This is a genomic window from Lysobacter olei (assembly GCF_054777355.1).
The window spans coordinates 105888-127801 of record NZ_BAAHAT010000009.1 but is presented as its reverse complement, the minus strand read 5'-3'; the positions used below and the strand labels follow the sequence as shown (position 1 = coordinate 127801).

Genomic DNA, 21914 nt, shown 5'->3' with positions numbered 1-21914 from the left:
TCAGAAGCCTACGGCCCACTCCAACTGCGCTTGCGTCCCGCGTTGCAGGCCGTGCTGGCGCATGTCGAAGCCCATTCTCACGAGCCCCATCCGCCGCAGTTTTGCCCCCAGTCCAAGCCCCAGGATGCCCGCATCGCGCTCCCAGCGTTCACCCCGAATTGGAGACCAGACATCGATGCCAGTGAAACGCGCACTGATATCTACGCCTGATTGCGACAACGTGCGCTGCCATTCAAAGCGACCGTCCACCCACCAGCGCGTCGCCCCTGCCCCCCAGTGTCGATCGAAGCGCACCCCTGCCAACGCCTGGAGTTCCGAGTACGTCGAGGAGTCCGTGCGAAGTCCGAATCCCGCGGCACCCTCCTCGGAAAATCCTCCGCGCGTCATCTGCAGGGACTGCACCCCGGCATAGGGGACTACGTTGCCTGACTTGCCCACGAAACGCTGACCCAACTGCAGCCCCAACGTCGTGTACTGATTGGCGTAATCGCTATCGACACCAAACACGGCGTCGCCCAAGAAGACATCGCGCCTGGCTTGCCGCTCCATCATGCCGTGAGACATGCGGGCCAGCAGATAGGTGTCGCCGGCTTGCCATTGGCCATACACCTGCCCTTCTACCTGCCGGTTGCGCTCACGATCGCCCCGATCCAACTGGAAGCCCCGTCCCGTCGTTTCGGCCAAGGCGCCTCCCACCGTCCAACCATTCGCAAGCCGGACGTCGTGTCCCTGCACCCATCCCTGCGAATCGATCCCAAATTGCTGACCCGAAGCATGTTGTGCGCCCAACCGATCCCACCAGGCGCCACCCGCGGAGGCGCTCCCGCGGTTATCCAGTCGTGACTCCAGTGCATGCCGACTCCCCTCGATCGCCATCAAGGCATGCATCGTGTCGGCGCCATGCAGCGCGCCCGAAAGACTCTCCAGCGTGCGTTGCGCAGCCATAGCCGTAGGAGATCGCTGGATCATCCCGGCCGCTTCAAGGAAGGTGCTGCCTGCCTCGCCGCCATGACCCTCCGGAGGAACACCGCGATCAATCGCCGAGAATGCCTCCTCTACCCGCTCCGCGGCTGCAAGTGACATTCCGCTGAAGCCCATCGCTGCCGCGGCCGCTGTCACGTCCAGACGGGCGATGTCCAGCCAGATGTTGGTGGGGTCGTAGCCGAGCGTGGCTTGCAGGAACACTCCACTTCCCGAGCTGAGTGTCGCGAAGCGTCCATTCACGCCTCCAGCCGCGGTCAGCACGGTTTCTCGAGAAGACCTCGTGTACCCCTGCGCAATGCCTGTGACCTGCGCGTCCCCGCCATCGATCGTCGCCTGCCCTGCCACCTGCAGCGGCGCACCGATTTCGAAGGCGAACCGTGCATTGGCGCCGTGGTGGTAGTTCCCCGCCACGGCATGGGCGGACGCTGTAAGGCTGGTCACCGTGCCGAGGTTGTCCAAGCTCCCGCTTACGCCGCCACGGAGCTCAAGGTTGGCGCCCGCACTGACGAAAGCATCCCCCGGCACGGTGAAGTAGCTGGCCAGCGTTCCCTGCTGCACCTGTGTCGCCCCCTGGTAGACGTTGGGTCGCGTCAGTTCCAGACGACCACTGCCCTGCTTCACCAGGCCGCCCGCGCCCGATATTGCGTTGCCCCATGCCGACGTGCCAGTAAACGACACCACCACGTCACCCCAGTCAAAACGTGCGGGCCCCAGCACTGCGGCCCCAACATCAAGCAAGCCATAGCCAAACTCCGGATCCACGCCCACCGCCCCAATATCCTTGGCGGTGCCCAGCAGCGTTTGCCGAAGCAAGTCGTTGCTGAAGTAGGGGAACTTCTGCCATACCAGTGCGGCCGCGCCAGAAACCTGCGGCGCCGCGAACGACGTGCCTTTCCAGCGCCAGTAATTGGGCGCGTTGTAAAGATCGTTGGTGCCGGTGGCGATCACCGTGCCCGGCGCGGCCAGGCAGTAACGCATCGCGATGCCGCATGCATTGGCATACACCACACCATCGCTGCCCCGGTCGAGTGAATGGATGTTGGCGGGGTCAACGGCCGTGACCGCCAGCCAACCCCGTTCCAGGTCCGCGGCGGGCATGCTCCCGTTTGGTCCCGGCTGGCTGGGCAGCGCCGCCATGCTGGACGGATTGGCACCGCCCTCGTTGCCCGTTGCAAACACCACGAGCCCGCCGTTGCTCATGATGAAAGGTCGATACTCATCGGCGATGGGCGCCGTGGCGTTGAGGTTGGTCCAGTACAGCCCCCCCCATGAGTTGTTCATGATCCGAACGCCGCGGTTGATCAGGTCCTGATGGATCGACTTGAGGCCTAGTGCCCCATCCACCTCGTTGCCCTGACCCGATCCGTCGTCGCTGGGTGGCTTGTCCGAAATTATGCGCGCCGACACAATCTGAGCACCGGGCGCGATGCCGCCGGGCCATTCGCCAAAGGCAGTTCCCGCCGCTACCTGCGCCACAGCGGTGCCGTGGCCCACGACATCATCCACGGCCAGGTTGTTGCCGGTACTGCTTATGTAAACCAGGTTGGCCGTCACCCGTCCCTGCAGCGCCGGATGGTTGCGGTTGGCGCCGCTGTCCACGATTCCGATGCGCACACCCGCCCCGCTGAGCCCGGCCGCGTGGGCAGGCGCCGTGTTGGTCAGGGTGATATGGCCACTGTATTGCGGGTTGGCCGTGTAAACCACGGGAGGCGGCAGGGCGGCTGGCGGCGGATCAACCTTGACGATGCCGCCACCGCCACCTCCACCGCCGCCACAGGCCGCCATAGCCGAGACCATGGTTGCCAGCACGACGGCCCGGCGAACGGCAACCGCCAACTCCAGTTCACGGTATTTCATTGAATTCTCCCCAGCATCACCGTGGTCGCATCGACGACCGCAGGCGTAAATGTCTCCAGTACCGCCCTTGTAGTGCAAACACGAGGGCCGGGCAACGATGAATTGGATGGGCCGCGGCCCCGGGGCTTGGGGGGCGTTTGCGGCGATGCAACAACCGGCGCGATAATTACGATATCCGGCAATTGGCCGGCCCCCCACTGGAGCAGTCCATGTCCGACATCGTCATCGTCGGTGCCAAGCGCACCGCCATCGGTTCCTTCCTCGGCCAGTTCAATGGCGTGGCTACCCCAGTGCTGGGCAGCGCGGCCATCACCGGCGCCCTGGACCACGCCGGCGTTGCGGCCGACCAGGTGGACGAAGTGATCATGGGCTGCGTGCTGCCGGCCGGCCTGGGCCAGGCCCCGGCCCGCCAGGCCTCGTTGGGTGCGAACATTCCGACGTCGGCCGGCTGCACCACCGTCAACAAGGTCTGCGGTTCAGGCATGAAGGCCATCATGCTGGCCCACGACATCATCAAGGCCGGTTCGGCCAACGTGGTCGTGGCCGGCGGCATGGAGTCGATGACCAACGCCCCGCACCTGCTTAACGGTTCGCGCAACGGCATCCGCTACGGCAGCGCCGAGTTCATCGACCACATGGCCTTCGACGGCCTGACCGACCCGTACCAGGGCAAGGCCATGGGCGTGTTCGGCGACATGATGTGCGCCGAGACCGGCATCAGCCGCGAGGCGCTGGACACCTACTCCACCGAGAGCGTGCAGCTGGCGCAGGCCGCGCAGGCTTCGGGAGCGTTCAAGGACGAGATCGTCCCGGTGACCGTGAAGGGCCGCAAGGGTGACGTCGTGGTCGACTCCGACGAGGAGCCGGGCAAGATCGACACCAGCAAGATCCCGACCCTGCGCGCCGCGTTCGGCAAGGACGGCGTGCTCACCGCCGCCTCGTCCTCCAAGATCTCCGACGGTGCCGCCGCTACCGTGCTGATGTCGGCCGACGAAGCCGCCAAGCGCGGACTCAAGCCGCTGGCGCGCATCGTCGCCCACGCCACCCACTCGCAGGCGCCGGAGTGGTTCACCACCGCGCCGGTGACCGCCATCGAGAAGGTGCTGCAGAAGGCCGGCTGGACCGCGGCCGACGTGGACCTGTTCGAAATCAACGAGGCGTTCTCGTGCGTGGCGATGGCCCCGATCAAGGAATTGGGCATCTCGCGTGACAAGGTCAACGTGCACGGCGGCGCCGTGGCGCTGGGCCACCCGATCGGTGCCAGCGGTGCCCGTCTGGTCGTCACCCTGCTCAATGCCCTGCGCCAGCGTGGCGCAAAGCGCGGCGTGGCGTCGCTCTGCATCGGCGGCGGCGAGGCGACTGCGATCGCCGTCGAACTGGCCTGAAGGCCGCTATTTGACGGCGGTATATCTGGTATAACGACGTCTTAACCAAAAAAAGTCGGCCAAACGCTTGACAGCGTTCACCGGCTTGTCATCATTTACATGGCGCGCAGTCTGCGCGTTGCCCTACTTATTGACGAGGAAACCGCACCATGACCATGAACAAGGCGCTGCTCGCCCTGGCTCTGGGCTTCGCCCTGGCTGCCTGCTCGAACCAGCAGCAGGCTGCTGACTCGGCCGCTGAGGCTGCCGACGCTTCCGCCGAAGCCGCCACCGCCGCTGCCGACGCTGCCGCCACCGGTGACGCCGCTGCCGCTGACGCCGCCACCGCTTCGGCCGACGCCGCTGCCGCTTCGGCCGACGCCGCTGCCACCGCCGCTGACGCTGCTGCCACCGCCACCGACGCCGGCGCTGCCGACGCTGCTGCCGACACCGCTGAGCAGGCCGCTGACGCCGCTGAGCAGGCTAAGGAAGGCGCTGAAGAAGCTGCCAAGCAGTAATCAACACCTGTAGGCCTTCAACAGCCTGACAGTGGGATGAGCCGCTGGTTCGCTAGCGGCTTTTCCTTGCCCCGATGCCATTTATGAATAGGGGTCACCCGATCCTGAATGGCGCAGGTGCGAATGCTCTGCAAGACGTTTCACTACCTACCTCCTGGAGATTTTCATGAACACCAAGCTTTTCGTTGCCGTGGTTGCCGCTGCCCTCGCCCTGACCGCCTGCAAGAAGGAAGAGGCTCCGGCCGCTGAGGCCGCTCCGGCCGCTGAAGCCGCTGCTGTCGAAGCCCCGGCTGCTGACGCCGCTGCTGCTCCGGTCGACGCCGCCGCTCCGGCTGCTGACGCCGCTGCTGCTCCGGCCGACGCCGCTGCTCCGGCTGCCGACGCTGCTGCTCCGGCCGCCGACGCCGCTGCTCCGGCTGCTGAAGAAGCCGCTGCTCCGGCCGAAGAAGCCAAGCAGTAATAGGCTCTCGCCTGTTGCACGAAAGGGGCCCGCGAAAGCGGGCCTCTTTTTTTTCGCCAACGCGCCGGCTGGACCGGGTTTTCCGACGCAGCCGCGCCGCGCGCCCGCATGACCACACGCCCGCGAACCTTGGCCGCCGGCGCTCCTTTATGGTTTGATGCGCGCCTTACACGGACGCCCCCGCCACGATGCCCGCACTGACCTCCCAACTCGATACCCGCTCGCAGGACTTCCAGGCCAACGTGGCCTACCACCGCGCGCTCGTGGACGAGTTGGACGCCCGCCTGGCCCGTGCGGCAGGCGGCGGCGGTGAAAAGGCGCGGACCAAGCACACTGAGCGCGGCAAGCTGCTGGCGCGTGATCGCATCACCGCCCTGCTCGACCCCGGCTCGCCCTTCCTGGAAATCGCGCCGCTGGCCGCGGAAGGCATGTACGACGACGCCGCACCGGCCGCCGGCATGGTCTGCGGCATCGGCCGGGTCATGGGCCAGGAAGTGGTGATCGTGGCCAACGACGCCACGGTCAAGGGCGGAACCTACTTCCCGATGACGGTGAAGAAGCACCTGCGCGCGCAGGAGATCGCCCGCGAGAACAAGCTGCCTTGCGTGTACCTGGTCGATTCGGGCGGCGCGTTCCTGCCGCTGCAGGACGAGGTATTCCCGGACAAGGAGCACTTCGGCCGCATCTTCTACAACCAGGCCCGGCTGAGCGCGGAGAACATCCCGCAGATCGCCGTGGTCATGGGCTCGTGCACCGCGGGCGGCGCGTACGTGCCGGCCATGTGCGACGAGAGCATCATCGTCAAGGAGCAGGGCACGATCTTCCTCGGCGGCCCACCGCTGGTGAAGGCCGCCACCGGTGAAGTGGTGGATGCCGAAACGCTGGGCGGCGCGGACGTGCACACCAGCATCTCCGGCGTGGCCGACCACTTCGCCGAAGACGATCGCCATGCGCTTCAGATCGCGCGCGACATCGTCGGCACGCTCAATCGCAAGAAGGCGCTGCCGGTGGCCGTGCAGGCGGCACGCGAGCCGCTGTACCCCGCCGACGAGCTATACGGCATCGTGCCCAAGGACACCCGCCGCCCGTTCGACATCCGCGAGGTCATCGCGCGCGTGGTCGACGGCAGCGACTTCCAGGAATTCAAGGCGCGCTACGGCAAGACCCTGGTCACCGGCTTCGCGCACCTGCATGGCTATCCGGTGGGCATCGTCGCCAACAACGGCATCCTGTTCGCCGAGAGCGCGCTCAAGGGTGCGCACTTCATCGAGCTGTGCAACCAACGCGGCATTCCGCTGGTGTTCCTGCAGAACATCACCGGTTTCATGGTCGGCAAGAAGTACGAACAGGCCGGCATTGCCAAGGACGGGGCGAAGATGGTAACGGCGGTGGCGTGCAGCCACGTGCCCAAGTTCACCGTGGTGATCGGCGGCAGCTTCGGCGCCGGCAACTACGCCATGTGCGGCCGCGCGTACGGCGCGCGCTTCCTGTGGATGTGGCCGAACGCGCGCATCAGCGTGATGGGCGGCGAGCAGGCGGCCAGCGTGCTGGCCACCGTGCGCCGCGATGGCATCGAGGCCGCCGGCAAGGTGTGGACGCCGGAAGAGGAAGAAAGCTTCAAGGCCCCCATCCGCGAGCAGTACGAAACCCAGGGCAACCCCTACTACGCCACCGCCCGCCTCTGGGACGACGGCATCATTGACCCGGCCGACACCCGCCGGGTGCTGGGTCTGGGCCTGTCGGCCAGCCTCAACGCGCCGATCGAGGACCGCACGCGTTTCGGCGTGTTCCGCATGTAATCCAAACTCAGTTCGCCGGAAGGGCGGCTCCGGGCGTTTGGCGCAACCAAGCGAATATCGGGGAGCGACTTGCGCCACACGCCCGGTGCCGCCCACCCGTACCCCCCGGGCTGTACCGTGCCGTCTGTTCCAAGTACATTTGGCCGGGTCGCCGGCGTACCGGCGGCGCCTTAGTGCGTCGGCTGCCCGGGCAAGGGGAATCCTTCACGGTGCGATGGCGGACGAGTTGTAACCTTGGCTATCTTCTTCTTTGGAGCACACCGATGAACACCAAGATCTACGTTGCCCTGGTCGCTGCCGCCCTGGCCCTGACCGCCTGCAAGAACGAAACCGCGACCGCGCAGAACGAAGCCGCTGAAGCCGCCGCCGCCACCGAGCCGGCTGCTGACGCCGCTGCTGCTCCGGCCGCCGAGTCGACCGAAGCCGCTGCTGCCGCCACCGGCGAAGCCGCTGCCGAGGCCGGTGCCGCCGTTGAAGGCGCTGCCGAAGCCGCTGCTGCTGCCGGCGCCGAAGCCGCCGCTGGCGCTGCCGAAGCCACCGCCGACGCTGCGCAGAAGACCGCCGACGCCGCGCAGAACGTGGCCGACAAGGCCGACGCTGCTGCCGAAGAAGTCAAGAAGTAATCGACTGACGGCTTGGCGCAAGCCAAACGGAAGGCCCGCGAAAGCGGGCCTTCTTTTTTGTCTGTCCCGGGACCACATGCGCGCTGGCGCGAAGCCGGGATTCGGTGGCCGTCATGACGACCCGCTCTTGGCCCCTCCGGGAAAGCCGTGACTACGCCCCGCGCACGGCGCGACTCAATCGCAGCCGTCGCAACCACCACAGCCGCCGCCCAAGGACTCCGACGCGGGTGCAATGCGCTTGCCCAGCCGGACCATCCAGACGGGCCGTCCCTCGCGTACCAGGGGCACCGCGATTGCCAGCCGCGCCTTGCGCACCGCCCCCGGAAACTGCCGCTTCGCCACGAACCACGCGCTCAATAGCACCGCCAATGCGATGACCACGTACTGCACCAGCAGCGCGCCGTCCACGTCCGTCACCCGGCGCCCAGCAACACCGCCACCTGGTAGGTGACCAGCGAGGCCAGGTAGGCCAGCCCGAACAGGTAGCCCGTGGCGATACCGACCTGCTTCCACGAATGCGTCTCGCGGCGGATCGTGGCGAGCGTGGAGATGCAGTGGGGTGCGTAGATGAACCACACCAGCAGCGACAGCGCGGTAGCCAACGACCATTCATCACTGATGATGGGGCTCAACGCCTGGATGGCGCTGTCCTCGTCGGCAGCCGACAGCGCATAGACCGTTGCCAGCGAAGAGACCACCACCTCGCGTGCCGCCATGCCCGGGATCAGCGCGATGCAGATCTGCCAGTTGAAGCCTACCGGTGCGAACAGTACGGCCATGGCATGGCCGATGCGGCCAGCGAAGCTGTAGTCGATCGCCGGCCCCGTCGCGCCTTCCGGCGCCCCCGGGAACGTCAGCAGGAACCACAGCAGGATGGTCATCGCCAGGATGATGCCGCCCACCCGCTTGAGGAAGATCGCGGCGCGCTCCCACAGGCCGAGCAGCAGGTCTCGCGCGTGCGGAACCCGGTACGAGGGCAGCTCCAGCATCAGCGGGTGCTCGCTCTTGTCGCGGCGCCATTTCTTCATCACCCACGACACCAGCAGCGCGCTGACCACGCCCGCCGTGTACAGGGCAAACAACACCAGGCCCTGCTGGTTGAGCACGCCCCATACCTGCTTCTGCGGAATGAAGGCGCCGATCAGCAGTGCGTACACCGGCAGACGCGCCGAGCACGTCATCAGCGGCGCCACCAGGATCGTGGCCAGGCGGTCACGCGGATCCTGGATGGAGCGCGTGGACATGATGCCCGGTACCGCGCAGGCGAAGCTGGACAGCAGCGGGATGAAGGAGCGGCCCGACAATCCCGCCGCCGACATCATCCGATCGAGCAGGAACGCGGCGCGCGGCAGGTAGCCGGACTCCTCCAGCGCGAGGATGAAGGCGAACAGGATCAGGATCTGCGGCAGGAACACGATCACGCCGCCCAGGCCAGCAATGATGCCGTCCACCACCAGGCTCTTGAGCGGACCTTCGGGCATGTACGCGCCCGCCCACTCGCCGATCTTGGCGGTCAGCAGTTCGATGCCGTCCATCATCGGCGTCGCCCAGGCGTACACCGCCTGGAAGATCAGGAACATCACCACCGCGAGGGTCAACAAGCCGAAGACCGGATGCAGCAGCCAGCGATCGAGTGCGTCGTCGACCTCGGCGGTGCGGCGCGGCATGGCCACTGCCAGCGACAGCAGGCGGCGGGTCTCGGCATGCAACTGGTCGCTGTCGAGCTCGCTTCCCTGGGCCAGCATGACGGTCGGCGGCCGGGGCGTGGCGGACAGGCCGTCAAGTATGGCCACCAGCTCGCGCGCGCCGTGGCGCTGCACGGCCACGGTCGGCACCACGGGCACGCCCAGCTCACGCTCCAGCGCCTTCAGGTCCACGTCGATGCCGCGGCGACGGGCGGCATCCATCATGTTCACCGCCAGCACCATCGGCTTGCCCAGCTCGCGCACTTCCAGCGCGAAGCGCAGGTGCAGGCGCAGGTTGGTGGCATCGACCACGCAGACGATCACGTCCGGGGCCGGTTCGCCGGGGTAGAAGCCGCGGCACAGGTCGCGGGTCACCGCCTCGTCCAGGCTGGCGGCATGGAAGCTGTAGGCCCCCGGCAAGTCCAGGAGGGCGTACTGCTTGCCAGAAGGCGCCTGGAACCGCCCCTCCTTGCGCTCCACGGTGACGCCGGCGTAGTTGGCGACCTTCTGCCGGCTGCCGGTCAGCAGGTTGAACAACGCGGTCTTGCCGCAGTTGGGGTTGCCGACGAGGGCGATGCGCTGGACGGCGGTGGTCATGCGGACGCCCTCGCCTGCGGGTCGGATGACGCAGGCGGTGCCGGTACGGCGCCGGTGTCCGGACGCTCAGCGTGGGCCGTCGCAGCCGCGACGTTGTCCGCATCCGCAGCTTCCGTCCGCGCGTGGGCGCTAGCGTGCGTGGCCGCTGTCCCGGCATGCGCCGGGTCGGACACCTCCACCACACCCACGCGCACGGTGACGCGCGCGGCCTCGCGGCGGCGCAGGGCGAAGCGGGTGAAGCCCACCTGCACCAGCATCGGCTCGGCGGCGATCGGCCCCACGGCCATCACTTCCACCTGTTCGCCCGGGACAAAGCCCAGCTCGCGCAGGCGCCGCGCGATGGGGTCGTTGGCGGCCTGGTCGTCAACCGAGGCAACGGTCGCAACGGTGCGTCGTGGCAGTTCCGACAGCTTCAAGCGGCGATCCTACAAATAGGAATTGTTCTCATTCTAGCATTTCCTTCCGTACCGGGGCGGCCGTCCGGGCCCACCGGCTATCATTTGCGTTTGCCCCGCACCGCACGGACCGCCCGACCATGACTGCCCCCCTGCTGAGCCTGCGCGACGGACCGGTCGCGCGCCTGCGCCTGAACCGCCCGACGCTGCACAACGCCTTCGACGCGACGCTGATCGCAGCGCTGACTGGCGCGCTGGACAACCTCGCCCACGACGAGGCCGTGCGCGTGGTGGTGCTGGAAGGCGACGGTGCCTCGTTCTCGGCCGGGGCGGACCTCAACTGGATGCGCGGCATGGCCGCTGCCAGCGAGGCGGACAACCGCACCGATTCGCTCGCCCTCGCCCGCCTGATGCGCACGCTGGACGAGCTGCCCAAGCCCACCATTGCCCGCGTGCATGGCGCGGCCTTCGGCGGCGGCGTGGGCCTGGTGGCCTGCTGCGACATCGCCATCGGCACCCCCGAGGCGAAGTTCGGCCTGACGGAAAGCAAGCTGGGGCTGCTGCCGGCGGTGATTTCGCCGTACGTGATCGAGGCCATTGGCGCCCGCGAGGCTCGCCGCTGGTTTGCCACGGCGGAGATCTTCGATGCCGCCGAGGCGCTGCGTATCGGCCTGCTGCACCAGGTGGTGTCCGCCGAGGACCTCGACGAGGCCGTGCTGCGCCAGATCGGCCTGCTGCTGAAGGCCGGCCCGGTGGCCGCCGCGTCGGCCAAGGCGCTGGTGCGCCGTGTGGCCGCCGGTGGCCCGCGCGACACTCTGGACGCCGACAACGCTGCCCTCATTGCCCGCCTGCGCGTCTCGCCGGAGGGCCAGGAAGGCCTGTCCGCGTTCCTGGACAAGCGCAAGCCGAACTGGACGACCGCCTGATGTTCGACAAGATCCTGATTGCCAACCGCGGCGAGATCGCCTGCCGCGTGATCCGCACCGCGCGCAAGCTCGGCATCCGCACGGTGGCGGTGTACTCCGACGCCGACGCCAATGCCCAGCACGTGCGCCAGGCCGACGAGGCGTACCACATCGGTGGCGCGCGCCCGCAGGAGTCATACCTGCGCGGCGATGCAATCCTGGAAGTGGCCAAGCGCAGCGGTGCGCAGGCCATCCACCCGGGCTATGGCTTCCTCAGCGAGAACGCCGACTTCGCCGAGGCAGTGGAAGCGGCGGGCATCACTTTCATCGGCCCGAAGGCGGCGTCGATGCGCAAGATGGGCAGCAAGGCCGGCGCGAAGGAGCTGATGCATGCGGCGGGCGTGCCGGTGGTGCCCGGCTACACCGGCGAAGACCAGTCGCCGGACGTGCTGCAACGCGAGGCCGATGCGATCGGCTACCCCCTGATGATCAAGGCCGCGCACGGCGGCGGCGGCAAGGGCATGCGCATCGTGCGCAGCTCCGATGAGTTCCTGGCCAACCTGGAGAGCTGCCAGCGCGAAGCCGCCGGCGCCTTCGGCCGCGACCGCGTGCTGCTGGAGCGCTACGTCGAGAAGCCGCGCCACATCGAGATCCAGGTGTTCGGCGACAGCCACGGCCACGCCATCCACCTCAACGAGCGCGAGTGCTCGGCGCAGCGCCGTTACCAGAAGGTGCTGGAGGAATCGCCATCGGCGTTCCTGACCCGCGACCTGCGCGAGGCGATGGGCGCCGCCGCGGTGCTGGCCGCGCGCGCGATTGATTACGTCAACGCGGGCACCGTCGAGTTCATCGTCGGCCAGGACGGTGGCTTCTACTTCATGGAGATCAACACCCGTCTGCAGGTCGAGCATCCGGTGACCGAGCTGGTGACCGGGCTGGACCTGGTGGAGTGGCAGTTGCGCGTGGCCGCCGGCGAGCCGCTGCCGCTGGCGCAGGACGCCATCGCGCAGAACGGCCACGCCATTGAAGTGCGCCTGTATGCGGAGGACCCGGAAGCGGGCTTCCTGCCCGGCTCTGGCAAGCTGGAGCGGCTGAAGCTGCCAACGCCTGACGCGCACGTGCGACTGGACTCGGGCGTGGTGGAAGGCGACACCGTCACCATCTTCTACGACCCGATGATCGCCAAGCTGATCGTCTGGGACGCCGACCGTCCCGCCGCCCTCGCCCGCCTGCGCGCGGCGCTGGCGCAGTGCGAGATCAACGGGCCGAAGTCGAACATCGAGTTCCTCGAGCGTCTGTCGCGCCATCCGGCGGTGGTGGAAGCGACCATCGACACCGGCTACCTGGACCGCCACCTCGACGAGTTCATGCCGGTGGCCAGTGCCACCGACATCGACCTGCTACTGGCCGCCACCGTGGCCGAACTGTTGGGCCAAGAGCGCGCCACGCGTGACGCCGCGGCCGGCTCCAGCGACCCGAGCTCGCCCTGGGCCATCGCCGACGGCTGGCGCCTGGGCCACGGCAGCCGCCGGGCCCTCGCCTTCCTGCGCCGTGGCGAGCGTATCGAACTGCACGCGCAAGGCAGCGCCGGTGAATACCGCATCGAACACGATGGCACTGCGTACACCATCGCTGGCGCGCGCCTGACCGGTGACACCCTGAGCCTGCGTATCGACGGCAAGGGGCGACGTTTCGACATCCTTGAGCAGGACACCCATCTGGTCGTCCACGACGGCGCGCAACGCCTGCGCCTGGACCCGGTGCCGATGTACCGTTCCGATCAGGGCCAGGGCGGCAGCGGCGCCGACCGCGTGCTGGCGCCGATGCCGGGCCGCGTGGTGGTGGTGAAGGCCGCACCGGGCGACGAAGTGGCCGCGGGACAGGAGGTGATGGTGATCGAGGCGATGAAGATGGAGCTGAGCCTGAAGGCTCCGCGCGCCGGCAAGGTGGCCGAAGTGCGCGCCGCCAGCGGCGACTTCGTCGACGCCGATACCGCCCTCGTGGTGCTGGAGGCCTGACATGGGGATGCCACCGCACGTGCGTATCGTTGAAGTGGGCCCGCGCGACGGCCTGCAGAACGAGAAGACGTTGGTTTCCACCGCCGACAAGATCACGCTGATCGACCGGCTCTCGGCCACCGGCCTGCAGAGCATCGAGGCCACCGCCTTCGTCAGCCCCAAGTGGGTGCCGCAGATGGCCGATGCCGCCGAGGTGTTCACCGGCATCACCCGCAAGCCGGGCGTGCACTACCCCGTGCTGGTGCCCAACGAACAGGGCTACGAGCGCGCTCGCAGCGTGGGCGTGGAGGAAGTGGCGGTGTTCACCGCGGCCTCCGAGGCGTTCAACCGCAAGAACATCAATGCGTCCATCGAGGAATCGCTGGCCCGCTTCGCCCCGGTCATGGAGCGCGCCCGCGCCGACGGGGTGAAGGTGCGCGGTTACGTCTCCACCGTGCTCGGCTGCCCCTACCAGGGCGAGGTGCCGCTGGCCGACGTGGTCCGCGTGGCCAAGGCGCTACACGCCATGGGCTGCTACGAAGTCTCGCTGGGCGACACCATCGGCGTCGGCACGCCGGCCAAGGCGCGCGCCATGCTCAAGGCCGTCGCCGCCGAAGTGCCCATGCAGGCGCTGGCTATCCACTTCCACGATACCTACGGCCAGGCGCTGGCCAACATCCTCGCCTGTCTCGAGGAAGGCGTGACCGTCGTGGACGCCGCGGTATCCGGCGCCGGCGGCTGCCCTTACGCCAAGGGTGCCAGCGGCAACGTCGCCAGCGAGGACGTGGTCTACATGCTGCACGGCCTGGGCATCAGCACTGGCGTGGACCTGGCCGCCCTGGCCGAGACGGGACGCTGGCTGGCAGGCATACTGGGACGCGACACCCAAAGCAAGGTCGGGAAAGCCCTCGCCGCCGAATGAGCCGCCGATCACCCCTGCCCTGCCTGATTGGTCCAGACACGACGGTGGATCCCGGGGAGGTGTTGGCGGCCATCGATCGCACTTTGGCTGACCCCGGGCTGCCGTCGTCGGCACGCAGGGTGCTGGAACAGGCCCGCGACGCGCTGGCCCACAGCGCGGAACATGCCCTGGCCGCGCAGCAACGGTACCAGGCGGTGTTTGACGCCGTCCCGGACCCGGTCAGCATCATCGGCTGGGATGGCACCGTGCTGGACCTCAACCAGGCCGGACTGAACGCCTACCGCCGTCCGCGCACGGACATCGTGGGCAAGCCCATCCACGTGCTCAACCCCGACCTGCCCCGCGACCACATGGCCCCCGTCTGGGAGGCACTTGGGCGCGGCGGGAGTTACGTGGTCGAAGTCTCCAACATGCGTGGGGATGGCACCCGGTTTCCGGTAGAGGTGCATTCGGCCGCGTTCGACCAGGACGACGAGAAGCTGATCGTCGCGGTGGCGCGCGACCTCAGCGGCCGCCGGGATGCGGAAACCCGGCACCGCGAGCTGATGGAGAACATCGACAAGGGCATCCTGGTACGCGATGCGGAGGGGCGCATCATCCACGTCAACGCCGCGGCGATGCGCTTGTTCGGCTTGGCGCCTGGAGAACCAATCGACGCGATCCTGTCGGAAGATCACTGGCTCGTCATCGACGAACACGGCCGCACGCTGGACGACAGCGAACGTCCTGCGATGCGTGCGATGCGCTTGGGGCAGCAGGTCGAAAGCACCGTCCTGGGTTTCTACCATCGCCAGCAACGTCGCCTGGTGTGGCTGTCGGTGACTGCGGTCCCGCAGTTCGCGCCGGGCAGCGACCAGGTGCAGCAGGTCCTGTCGCTGTTCTCCGACGTCACCGCGCTCAAGCGCGACAGCGCATTGTTTGACCGCGCCCAGGCACTGGCCCAGATCGGCGGGTGGCAGTGGGACGCCGGCCGCGACGAGCTCTACCTGACCGGCGAAGCCATGCGCATCATTGGCGCCGACGGCACACGCACCGGCATTGCCGGCCTGCTCGACACCCTCCTTCCCGATGACGCCCGCCGCCTGAAGTGGGCCCTCGACCGGGCCATGGACAGCGACCAGGGCCTCCACCTTGAGTTGCAGGGCGTTCGTCGCGACGGCAAGCCTTTCTGGATCCAACTGATGGGCGAGCGCCAGGCGGGCGCGCCCTTCAATGCGCAATTGACCGGCACGCTGCAGGACATCACCGCGCCCAAGCAGGCCGAAGAAGCTCTGCGCATCCAGGCGCGCACCGACCCGATGACCGGGCTGCTCAACCGGGATGCCGGGCTCAGCGACCTGGAACTGTGGATGGCGCCCGGCAGCAGTGCCCGCGTGGCCGTGCTGTACATCGACCTGGACCGCTTCAAGGTGGTCAACGATGTCCTCGGCCACGCTGCCGGCGATCGCCTGCTGGCATCAGCGGCCAGGAGACTCATGCGCGCGGTGGGCCGCGAGGGACACGTGGTGCGTTTCGGTGGCGATGAGTTCCTCGTGGCATGCACGTTCCAGGACGACGCCAGCCGCCCCGCACGCCTCGCGCAGGCGATCCTGGACAACTTTTCCGAGAACTTCCGCGTGGACGGCGAGGAGTTCAGCATCACCGCCAGCATTGGCATCGCGCAGTCGCCGGAGCACGGCGAACGTCCTCAGCAGCTCATCCAGAGCGCCGACGTGGCCATGTATGACAGCAAGCGCCGTGGTCGCAATGCCTGGCAGGTGTTCAGCTCCGAATTGGCCGAGCAACAGACGGAGCGGCTGCAACTGGAGACCCACCTGCGGCGTGCAGTGGATAACGACGAGTTCGAGTTGGTGTACCAACCGCAGGTGGACCTGGCCAGCGGGCGGACGGTCGCCGCGGAGGCCCTGATCCGTTGGCGCAATCGCACGCTGGGGGAAATGCCGCCCGACCGGTTCATCCAGCACGCGGAAACCACGGGCGACATCGTGGAGATTGGCAACTGGGCCTTGCACGAAGCCTGTCGACAGTTGCGCCGCTGGCGGGCCGATGGCCTGCACCTGGATCGCGTGGCGGTCAATGTTTCCTATCGGCAGTTCCTGGGCGAAGACCTGATCCGCAACGTGCGCTCGGCCCTGGCCGCCGCTCACCTGCCGGGATCGGCGCTGGAACTGGAGTTCACCGAGCGGGTACTGATCGAGGACGAGCCTGACACCCTTCGCACCTTCGCCGAGCTGCGCGACATGGGCGTGGTGCTGACCATCGACGACTTCGGCGAGGGCTACAGCGCGCTCAACTACCTCAGGCGGTTGCCGATCCATGGCCTGAAACTGAGCCAGTTGTTCGTCCAGGGCGTGCCGGACAACCACTCGGACGTGGCCGTGTGCCAGGCCGTGGCCGGCATCGCCGGCAGCCTGGGGCTGGAGTTGATTGCCGAAGGTATCGAAACGGAGGCGCAACGCGCCTTCATGCTGCGCCTCGGGCTCGGCGTGGGCCAGGGCTTCCTGTTCCAGCGAGGGGTCCCCGCCAGCGAGCTGCGCCAGCGTTACGGCGCGCCCATCACCGTGATGACCTGACGCCTGCCGGGGTTCGCGGGGATCCCCGCACCTGCAGTAAAATCCCGGCTTTCCGCTTTCGGGGCTCCCCATGCAGCTTGCATCCGTCCGCGCCGTCGTCACCGGCGGCGTCTCCGGCCTTGGTTTCGCCGTGGCCCAGCACCTGGTCGCCAACGGCGGCAAGGTCGCTCTGTTCGACGTCAACGAGGAAAAGGGTGCCGCCGCCGTCGCCGAACTGGGCGAGGCCAATGCCCGTTTCTGGAAGACCGACGTCAGCAATGAAGAGGCCGTCACCGCCAACGTCGCTGCCGCGAAGGAATTCCTGGGTGGCCTGAACACCGCGATCAACTGCGCCGGCATCCTGGGCGCCGGCCGCGTGCTGGGCAAGGAAGGCCCGATGCCGCTGTCGCAGTTCCAGACCACGGTCATGGTCAATCTGGTGGGCAGCTTCAACGTGGCCAAGGCCGCCGCGGCGCTGATGCAGAACAACGAAGCCGGCGTGGACGGCGAGCGTGGCGTGATCATCAACACCGCCTCGGTCGCGGCGTACGAAGGCCAGATCGGCCAGGCGGCGTATTCGGCCTCCAAGGGCGGCGTGGTCGGCATGACCCTGCCGATGGCGCGCGAACTGGCCCGCTTCGGCATCCGCGTGATGACCATCGCCCCGGGCGTGTTCTGGACGCCGATGGTGGACGGCATGCCGCAGTCGGTGCAGGAATCGCTGGCGGCCTCGATCCCGTTCCCGTCGCGCCTGGGCCAGCCGGAGGATTTCGCCAGTCTGGTCGCCTACATCCTCGGCAACACCTACCTCAACGGCGAAACCATCCGCCTGGACGGTGCCACCCGCCTGGCGCCGAAGTAACCCTTTTTCCACCCTCCCCCGGTCCACCCCGACCCCGGGGAGGAACAGGACCGGGGCACACGATCCAGTGAGCAACCCATGAAGGCTTTTGACGTCAAGAAGGGCAACGTCGTCGAGTTCAACAACGGCGTCTACCAGATCCGCGACATCGAGCGCAGCTCGCCGCAGGGCCGCGGCGGCAACGTGCGCTTCCGTTTCATCATGTACAGCGTGCCGGGCGGCAACAAGCTCGATGCCAGCTTCGACGCCGACGACGAACTGCGCGAGGTCGACCTGGTGCGCCGCCAGGCCACCTTCTCGTACATGGACGGCGATGCGTTCGTGTTCCTCGACGACGAGGACTACACCCCGTACACGCTCGACGCGGACGTGGTGGGCGACAACGCCGGCTACATCATCCCGGACCTGCAGGGGTATTACGTGCAGGTGATCGACGAGCAGGCCATCGGTTTGCAGCTGCCGCAGACCGTGGCACTGCAAGTGGTGGAAACCCCGCCGGAACTGAAGGGCGGCACCGCCACCAAGCGCCCGAAGCCGGCCAAGCTCAACACCGGCATCGAGATCATGGTGCCGGAGTACATCGTCAACGGCGAGCGCGTGCTGGTGAACACCACCACGGGCGAATTTGCCGGCCGCGCGGACTGAGTGCGGCTGCAATGTTGAACGAGCGCCTGCCGCACTGATCCGCGCGGCGGCGAAGACGACCAAGGCGGGCCCAGCCCGCCTTGGTCGTTCCTGGACGATGTGATCAGGAGCGCGTGGTGTCCCAGCGCCGTTCGATCACTGCCCGCACGTCAGGATCAACCTCGACCGACAACACCGGACAATGGCCTACCCGCCCGGCGCAGGCGCCATCAGGTGTCGAACACCTTTCCGGGATTCATCACCCCGTTGGGATCCAGCACCCGCTTGATGCCCTTCATGATCGCAATCTCCGCCGCGCTCCGCGTGCGGGACAAATAGGGCTTCTTCACCAGGCCGATGCCGTGCTCGGCCGAGATGCTGCCGCCGTGGCGTTCCAGCGCGCCAGCGAGCAGCTTCGTGACCTGCTCGCACTGGGCGACAAAGTCATCATTGTCCATCGCATCGGGCTTGAGGACGTTGATGTGCAGATTGCCGTCCCCGATGTGGCCGAACCACACCACCTCGAACTGCGGGTATTCCTGCGCCAACAGCGCCTGCGTCTCCGCCAGGAATGCCGGCATGGCCGACACGCGCACGGAGATGTCGTTCTTGTAGGGCTTGTAGCGCGCCAACGCTTCGGTGATGCCTTCGCGCAAGCGCCACAGTTGCGCCGCCTGCGCGTCGCTCTGGCTGATCACGCCGTCCAGCACCAGCCCGTTTTCCAGGCAGTATTCGAAGGCGGCCAGCGCTGCGGCCTCCTCGCGCTCGTCACCGGTCGCGTATTCGGTGACCACGTAATAGGGGTGCGTCTCGGCAAACGGCGCCTGCGCGCCGTGGGCGAGTACGTGGCGTAGGGCCACGTCGGTGAAGAACTCGAAGGCTTCCAGCTGAAGCCGCTCGCGAAACGCGGCGAACACCTGCATCAGCACCTCGAACGACGGGAGGGCCAGCAGCATGACGTTGGTGGGCGGCGGCGGATCCGTGAGGCGCAACGTGGCCTCCACCACGATGCCCAGCGTGCCTTCCGAGCCGACGAACAGGTGGCGCAGATCATAGCCGCTGGAGTTCTTGACCAGCCCCCGGTTGAGTTCCAGCAACTCGCCCGCGCCGGTGACCACCGTTAGCCCGGCCACCCACTCGCGCGTGTTCCCATAGCGCACCACCCGAATGCCGCCCGCGTTGGTGGCGATGCTGCCGCCCACCGTGGCCGACCCGCGCGACGCGAAGTCCACCGGATACGCGAGGCCGTGGCCGGCCGCGCTCTCCTGCGCCACCTGCAGCGGCACGCCAGCCTGCACGGTCAGCGTTCGGTCGACGGCATCGAAAGCGAGCACGCGGCTCATCCGCTCCAGGCTGAGCACCAACTCGCCCTGCGCGGCCACCGCGCCACCGGACAACCCGGTGCGCCCGCCCGAGGGCACGAGGGCCACGCCCGCCTCGTTGGCCCAGCGGACAATGCCCTGCACTTCCGCGACGTTGCCCGGCAAGGCAATGGCCAGCGGCGCGGGCGTCCAGCGGCGGGTCCAGTCCCGGCCGTAGTGTTCCAGGTCGGCGGGATCGGTCTTGAGGCGCAGCCCGGGCACAGTGGCCAGCAGGCGGTCCAGGCGCGGGTCGGTCATGGCGCGGGGCGGTGGGATGAGGCGCCCAGCGTGCCAGTCCCTGGCCGTGCGCGTCCAGTGATGCGGTGCAGCAGAAACCATTTTTTTCTGCGATATTCGAAGACCCGCGAAACGCCCCTCCCGCCGTGGCCAAGAAAACCTCGTACCCCAAGAATGACATCCGCGTACTGCTGCTGGAGGGCCTGAGCGCCACCGCCGTGGAAAGCTTCCGCGCGGCGGGTTACAGCAACATCCAGACGCGCGACAAGTCACTGCCGGAAGACGAGCTCAAGCGCCAGATCGCCGAGGCCCACATCATCGGCATCCGCTCGCGCACCCAGCTCACCGCCGAGGTGCTGGCCGAGGCACGCCGCCTGATGGCCATCGGCTGTTTCTGCATCGGCACCAATCAGGTGGACCTGGACGAGGCGGAACTGCTGGGCATCCCGGTGTTCAACGCGCCCTACTCCAACACCCGCAGCGTGGCCGAGCTGGTGGTGGCCGAGGCGATCATGCTGATGCGCGGCATCCCGCAGAAGAACGCCGAATGCCACCGCGGCGGCTGGTCGAAGTCGGCGGCGGGCAGCCACGAGGTACGCGGCAAGGTCATCGGCATCGTCGGCTACGGCCACATCGGCACCCAGGTGGGTGTGATCGCCGAGGCGCTGGGCATGCAGGTGCTGTTCCACGACATCGAGACCAAGCTGTCGCTGGGCAACGCTCGTTCGTCCGCGGGCCTGGACGACCTGCTGGCCCGCAGCGACATCGTGACCCTGCACGTGCCGGAGACCCCGGCGACGAAGAACATGTTTGGCGCGCCCCAGTTCGCGAAGATGAAGCGCGGGGCGCACTTCATCAACGCCTCCCGTGGCACCGTCGTCGACATCGAAGCGCTGTCGGCGGCCCTGTCATCGGGCCAGGTCGGTGGCGCCGCGGTCGACGTGTTCCCCGTGGAGCCCAAGGGCAACGACGATGCGTTCGTGTCGCCGCTGCGCGGCGTCGACAACGTCCTGCTGACGCCGCACATCGGCGGCAGCACGCTGGAAGCGCAGGACAACATCGGCCTGGAGGTGGCGGCCAAGCTGATCCGCTACAGCGACAACGGCTCCACGCTGTCGGCAGTCAACTTCCCCGAGGTCACGCTGCCCGAGCACACCGGCAGCAAGCGCCTGCTGCACATCCACCGCAACATCCCGGGCATCCTCTCGCAGATCAACGAGATCTTCTCGCGCGAGGGCGTGAACATCGACGGCCAGTTCCTGCGCACGCACCCGAAGGTGGGTTACGTGGTGATCGACGTCACCGCCAGCGAGGAACAGGCGGACCGCCTGCGCGAGCAGATGTCGATGATCGAAGGGACACTGAAGACCCGCATTCTCTACGGGCACTGAGCGCGCTGCAGGCGTATGCCTGCGGCGGGCGCCTCATTGTCTGGCGCCACGCTCCAGCCATTTGCGGGCCATGCGCTGCATGGATGCGTCCGACGCCGGGTCCTGGGCGATGGCCGCAATGTCGCGCCACGCCAGGTCGAGCGACTCCTCGCTGACGACGAAGTCCTCGCTCCCCTGGGTGCGCACCACGTAGCGCGCGTCGTAATGCCAGTGGCCGGGCACATCACCGCGCTCGGGAATCCAGTGGCGATCCAAGTCGAACAGCTCGGGCTCCACTACCAATGCGGTCAGACCAGACTCCTCCTCCGCTTCTCGCAGGGCCACGTTGGCCAAGTCGCGATCGCCGTCGGCGTGGCCACCGAGCTGCAGCCACCGGTCCAGCTTGCGGTGGTGCGTCAGCAGTGCGCGCGTACCCGTCGCATCGACCAGCCAGGACGATGCGGTGAAGTGGCCCGCCAACCGTTCGCGCACGAAGGGGTCGGCGGCATCGGCCAGCAATTCGAGGAACATCGCCGCGCTGTCCGCCTCGTCGGGGCACCGCCGCGCGTAGTCACGGAAAACTGCTTCCAGGTGCGCAACAGGACTGGAGCCAAGTGGCGTGGACGAGGACGACATACGCTCCGGTATCCGATCAACTGAACAGGGGCGCCAATTATGCGGGAAAGTCCGACGGCCTCTGCCGCCCTTGCTGCGACTTTCGTCGGTGGGTTAATGTGGCCCGCCGCGGGTCATTCCATTGCCACAGCGCGATGACAGGCCCAAGACAATCACTTTGGGGATC

At 67.6% G+C, this 21914-nt stretch carries 17 protein-coding genes and 1 pseudogene; 12 read left to right on the top strand and 6 right to left on the bottom strand.

Features of this window, described 5'->3' with window-relative positions; translation table 11 throughout:
* Positions 1–2841 (bottom strand): S8 family serine peptidase, encoded by a 2841-nt coding sequence (locus tag ACYVBS_RS13285; protein WP_460824182.1) that lies wholly within the window; start codon positions 2839–2841, stop codon positions 1–3.
* Between the two features lie 209 nt (positions 2842–3050).
* Here ACYVBS_RS13285 and ACYVBS_RS13280 point away from each other — a divergent pair, with 209 nt between their 5' ends.
* The 5 genes from ACYVBS_RS13280 (at position 3051) to ACYVBS_RS13260 (ending at position 7605) form a co-directional block, all read left to right on the top strand.
* Positions 3051–4226, top strand: coding sequence for a thiolase family protein (locus tag ACYVBS_RS13280; RefSeq protein ID WP_460824181.1), 1176 nt, complete (start codon positions 3051–3053; stop codon positions 4224–4226).
* Between the two features lie 149 nt (positions 4227–4375).
* Positions 4376–4723, top strand: a complete 348-nt coding sequence (locus tag ACYVBS_RS13275; protein ID WP_460824179.1) for a hypothetical protein — start codon at positions 4376–4378, stop codon at positions 4721–4723.
* Positions 4724–4889: 166 nt separating this feature from the next.
* A complete protein-coding gene (locus tag ACYVBS_RS13270) occupies positions 4890–5183 on the top strand; it encodes a hypothetical protein (RefSeq protein WP_460824177.1) in 294 nt (97 codons plus the stop codon).
* Between the two features lie 188 nt (positions 5184–5371).
* Complete coding sequence (locus tag ACYVBS_RS13265) at positions 5372–6982, top strand: carboxyl transferase domain-containing protein (RefSeq protein WP_460824176.1); 1611 nt, start codon at positions 5372–5374, stop codon at positions 6980–6982.
* A gap of 263 nt (positions 6983–7245) precedes the next feature.
* Complete coding sequence (locus ACYVBS_RS13260) at positions 7246–7605, top strand: hypothetical protein (protein ID WP_460824175.1); 360 nt, start codon at positions 7246–7248, stop codon at positions 7603–7605.
* Between the two features lie 174 nt (positions 7606–7779).
* Here ACYVBS_RS13260 and ACYVBS_RS13255 read toward each other — a convergent pair whose 3' ends face one another.
* The 3 genes and pseudogenes from ACYVBS_RS13255 to ACYVBS_RS13245 all read right to left on the bottom strand — a co-directional run.
* Complete coding sequence (locus tag ACYVBS_RS13255) at positions 7780–8013, bottom strand: DUF6587 family protein (protein WP_460824174.1); 234 nt, start codon at positions 8011–8013, stop codon at positions 7780–7782.
* A 5-nt stretch (positions 8014–8018) separates the two neighbouring features.
* Positions 8019–9887: a ferrous iron transport protein B gene (gene feoB, locus ACYVBS_RS13250; protein ID WP_460824172.1), complete on the bottom strand. Its 1869-nt coding sequence runs from the start codon at positions 9885–9887 to the stop codon at positions 8019–8021.
* A 188-nt stretch (positions 9888–10075) separates the two neighbouring features.
* A pseudogene (locus ACYVBS_RS13245) lies at positions 10076–10303 on the bottom strand (FeoA family protein); the annotation flags it as partial.
* Between the two features lie 119 nt (positions 10304–10422).
* Between ACYVBS_RS13245 and ACYVBS_RS13240 the strand changes: the two are divergent.
* The 6 genes from ACYVBS_RS13240 to yeiP all read left to right on the top strand — a co-directional run bounded on the left by ACYVBS_RS13240 (position 10423) and on the right by yeiP (position 18165).
* Positions 10423–11208 (top strand): enoyl-CoA hydratase-related protein, encoded by a 786-nt coding sequence (locus ACYVBS_RS13240; RefSeq protein ID WP_460824170.1) that lies wholly within the window; start codon positions 10423–10425, stop codon positions 11206–11208.
* Complete coding sequence (locus ACYVBS_RS13235) at positions 11208–13205, top strand: acetyl/propionyl/methylcrotonyl-CoA carboxylase subunit alpha (protein ID WP_460824169.1); 1998 nt, start codon at positions 11208–11210, stop codon at positions 13203–13205. The genes ACYVBS_RS13240 and ACYVBS_RS13235 overlap by 1 nt, the downstream gene beginning before the upstream one ends.
* 7 nt (positions 13206–13212) lie before the next feature.
* Entirely contained in the window at positions 13213–14106 is an 894-nt protein-coding gene (locus ACYVBS_RS13230) for a hydroxymethylglutaryl-CoA lyase (protein ID WP_460824205.1), read from the top strand.
* The gene (locus tag ACYVBS_RS13225) at positions 14103–16679 is read left to right on the top strand and encodes a sensor domain-containing protein (protein WP_460824168.1); all 2577 of its coding nucleotides are present in this window, start codon (positions 14103–14105) and stop codon (positions 16677–16679) included. Before ACYVBS_RS13230 ends, ACYVBS_RS13225 begins: the two co-directional genes overlap by 4 nt.
* A 70-nt stretch (positions 16680–16749) precedes the next feature.
* On the top strand, positions 16750–17520 hold the full coding sequence (locus ACYVBS_RS13220) for an SDR family NAD(P)-dependent oxidoreductase (protein ID WP_460824166.1): 771 nt from the start codon (positions 16750–16752) through the stop codon (positions 17518–17520).
* 78 nt (positions 17521–17598) lie between these two features.
* Positions 17599–18165, top strand: coding sequence for an elongation factor P-like protein YeiP (yeiP, locus tag ACYVBS_RS13215; protein ID WP_460824164.1), 567 nt, complete (start codon positions 17599–17601; stop codon positions 18163–18165).
* Positions 18166–18374: 209 nt separating this feature from the next.
* On the opposite strand, the gene ACYVBS_RS13210 is transcribed toward yeiP, so the two are convergent.
* Positions 18375–19763, bottom strand: a complete 1389-nt coding sequence (locus tag ACYVBS_RS13210; protein ID WP_460824163.1) for an FAD-binding oxidoreductase — start codon at positions 19761–19763, stop codon at positions 18375–18377.
* A 125-nt stretch (positions 19764–19888) separates the two neighbouring features.
* On the opposite strand from ACYVBS_RS13210, the gene serA reads away from it, so the two are divergent.
* On the top strand, positions 19889–21133 hold the full coding sequence (serA, locus tag ACYVBS_RS13205; RefSeq protein WP_460824162.1) for a phosphoglycerate dehydrogenase: 1245 nt from the start codon (positions 19889–19891) through the stop codon (positions 21131–21133).
* Between the two features lie 33 nt (positions 21134–21166).
* Here the strand turns inward: serA and ACYVBS_RS13200 are convergent, their stop codons facing one another.
* Positions 21167–21748 (bottom strand): NUDIX hydrolase, encoded by a 582-nt coding sequence (locus ACYVBS_RS13200; RefSeq protein ID WP_460824160.1) that lies wholly within the window; start codon positions 21746–21748, stop codon positions 21167–21169.
* Between the last annotated feature and the right edge of the window lie 166 nt (positions 21749–21914).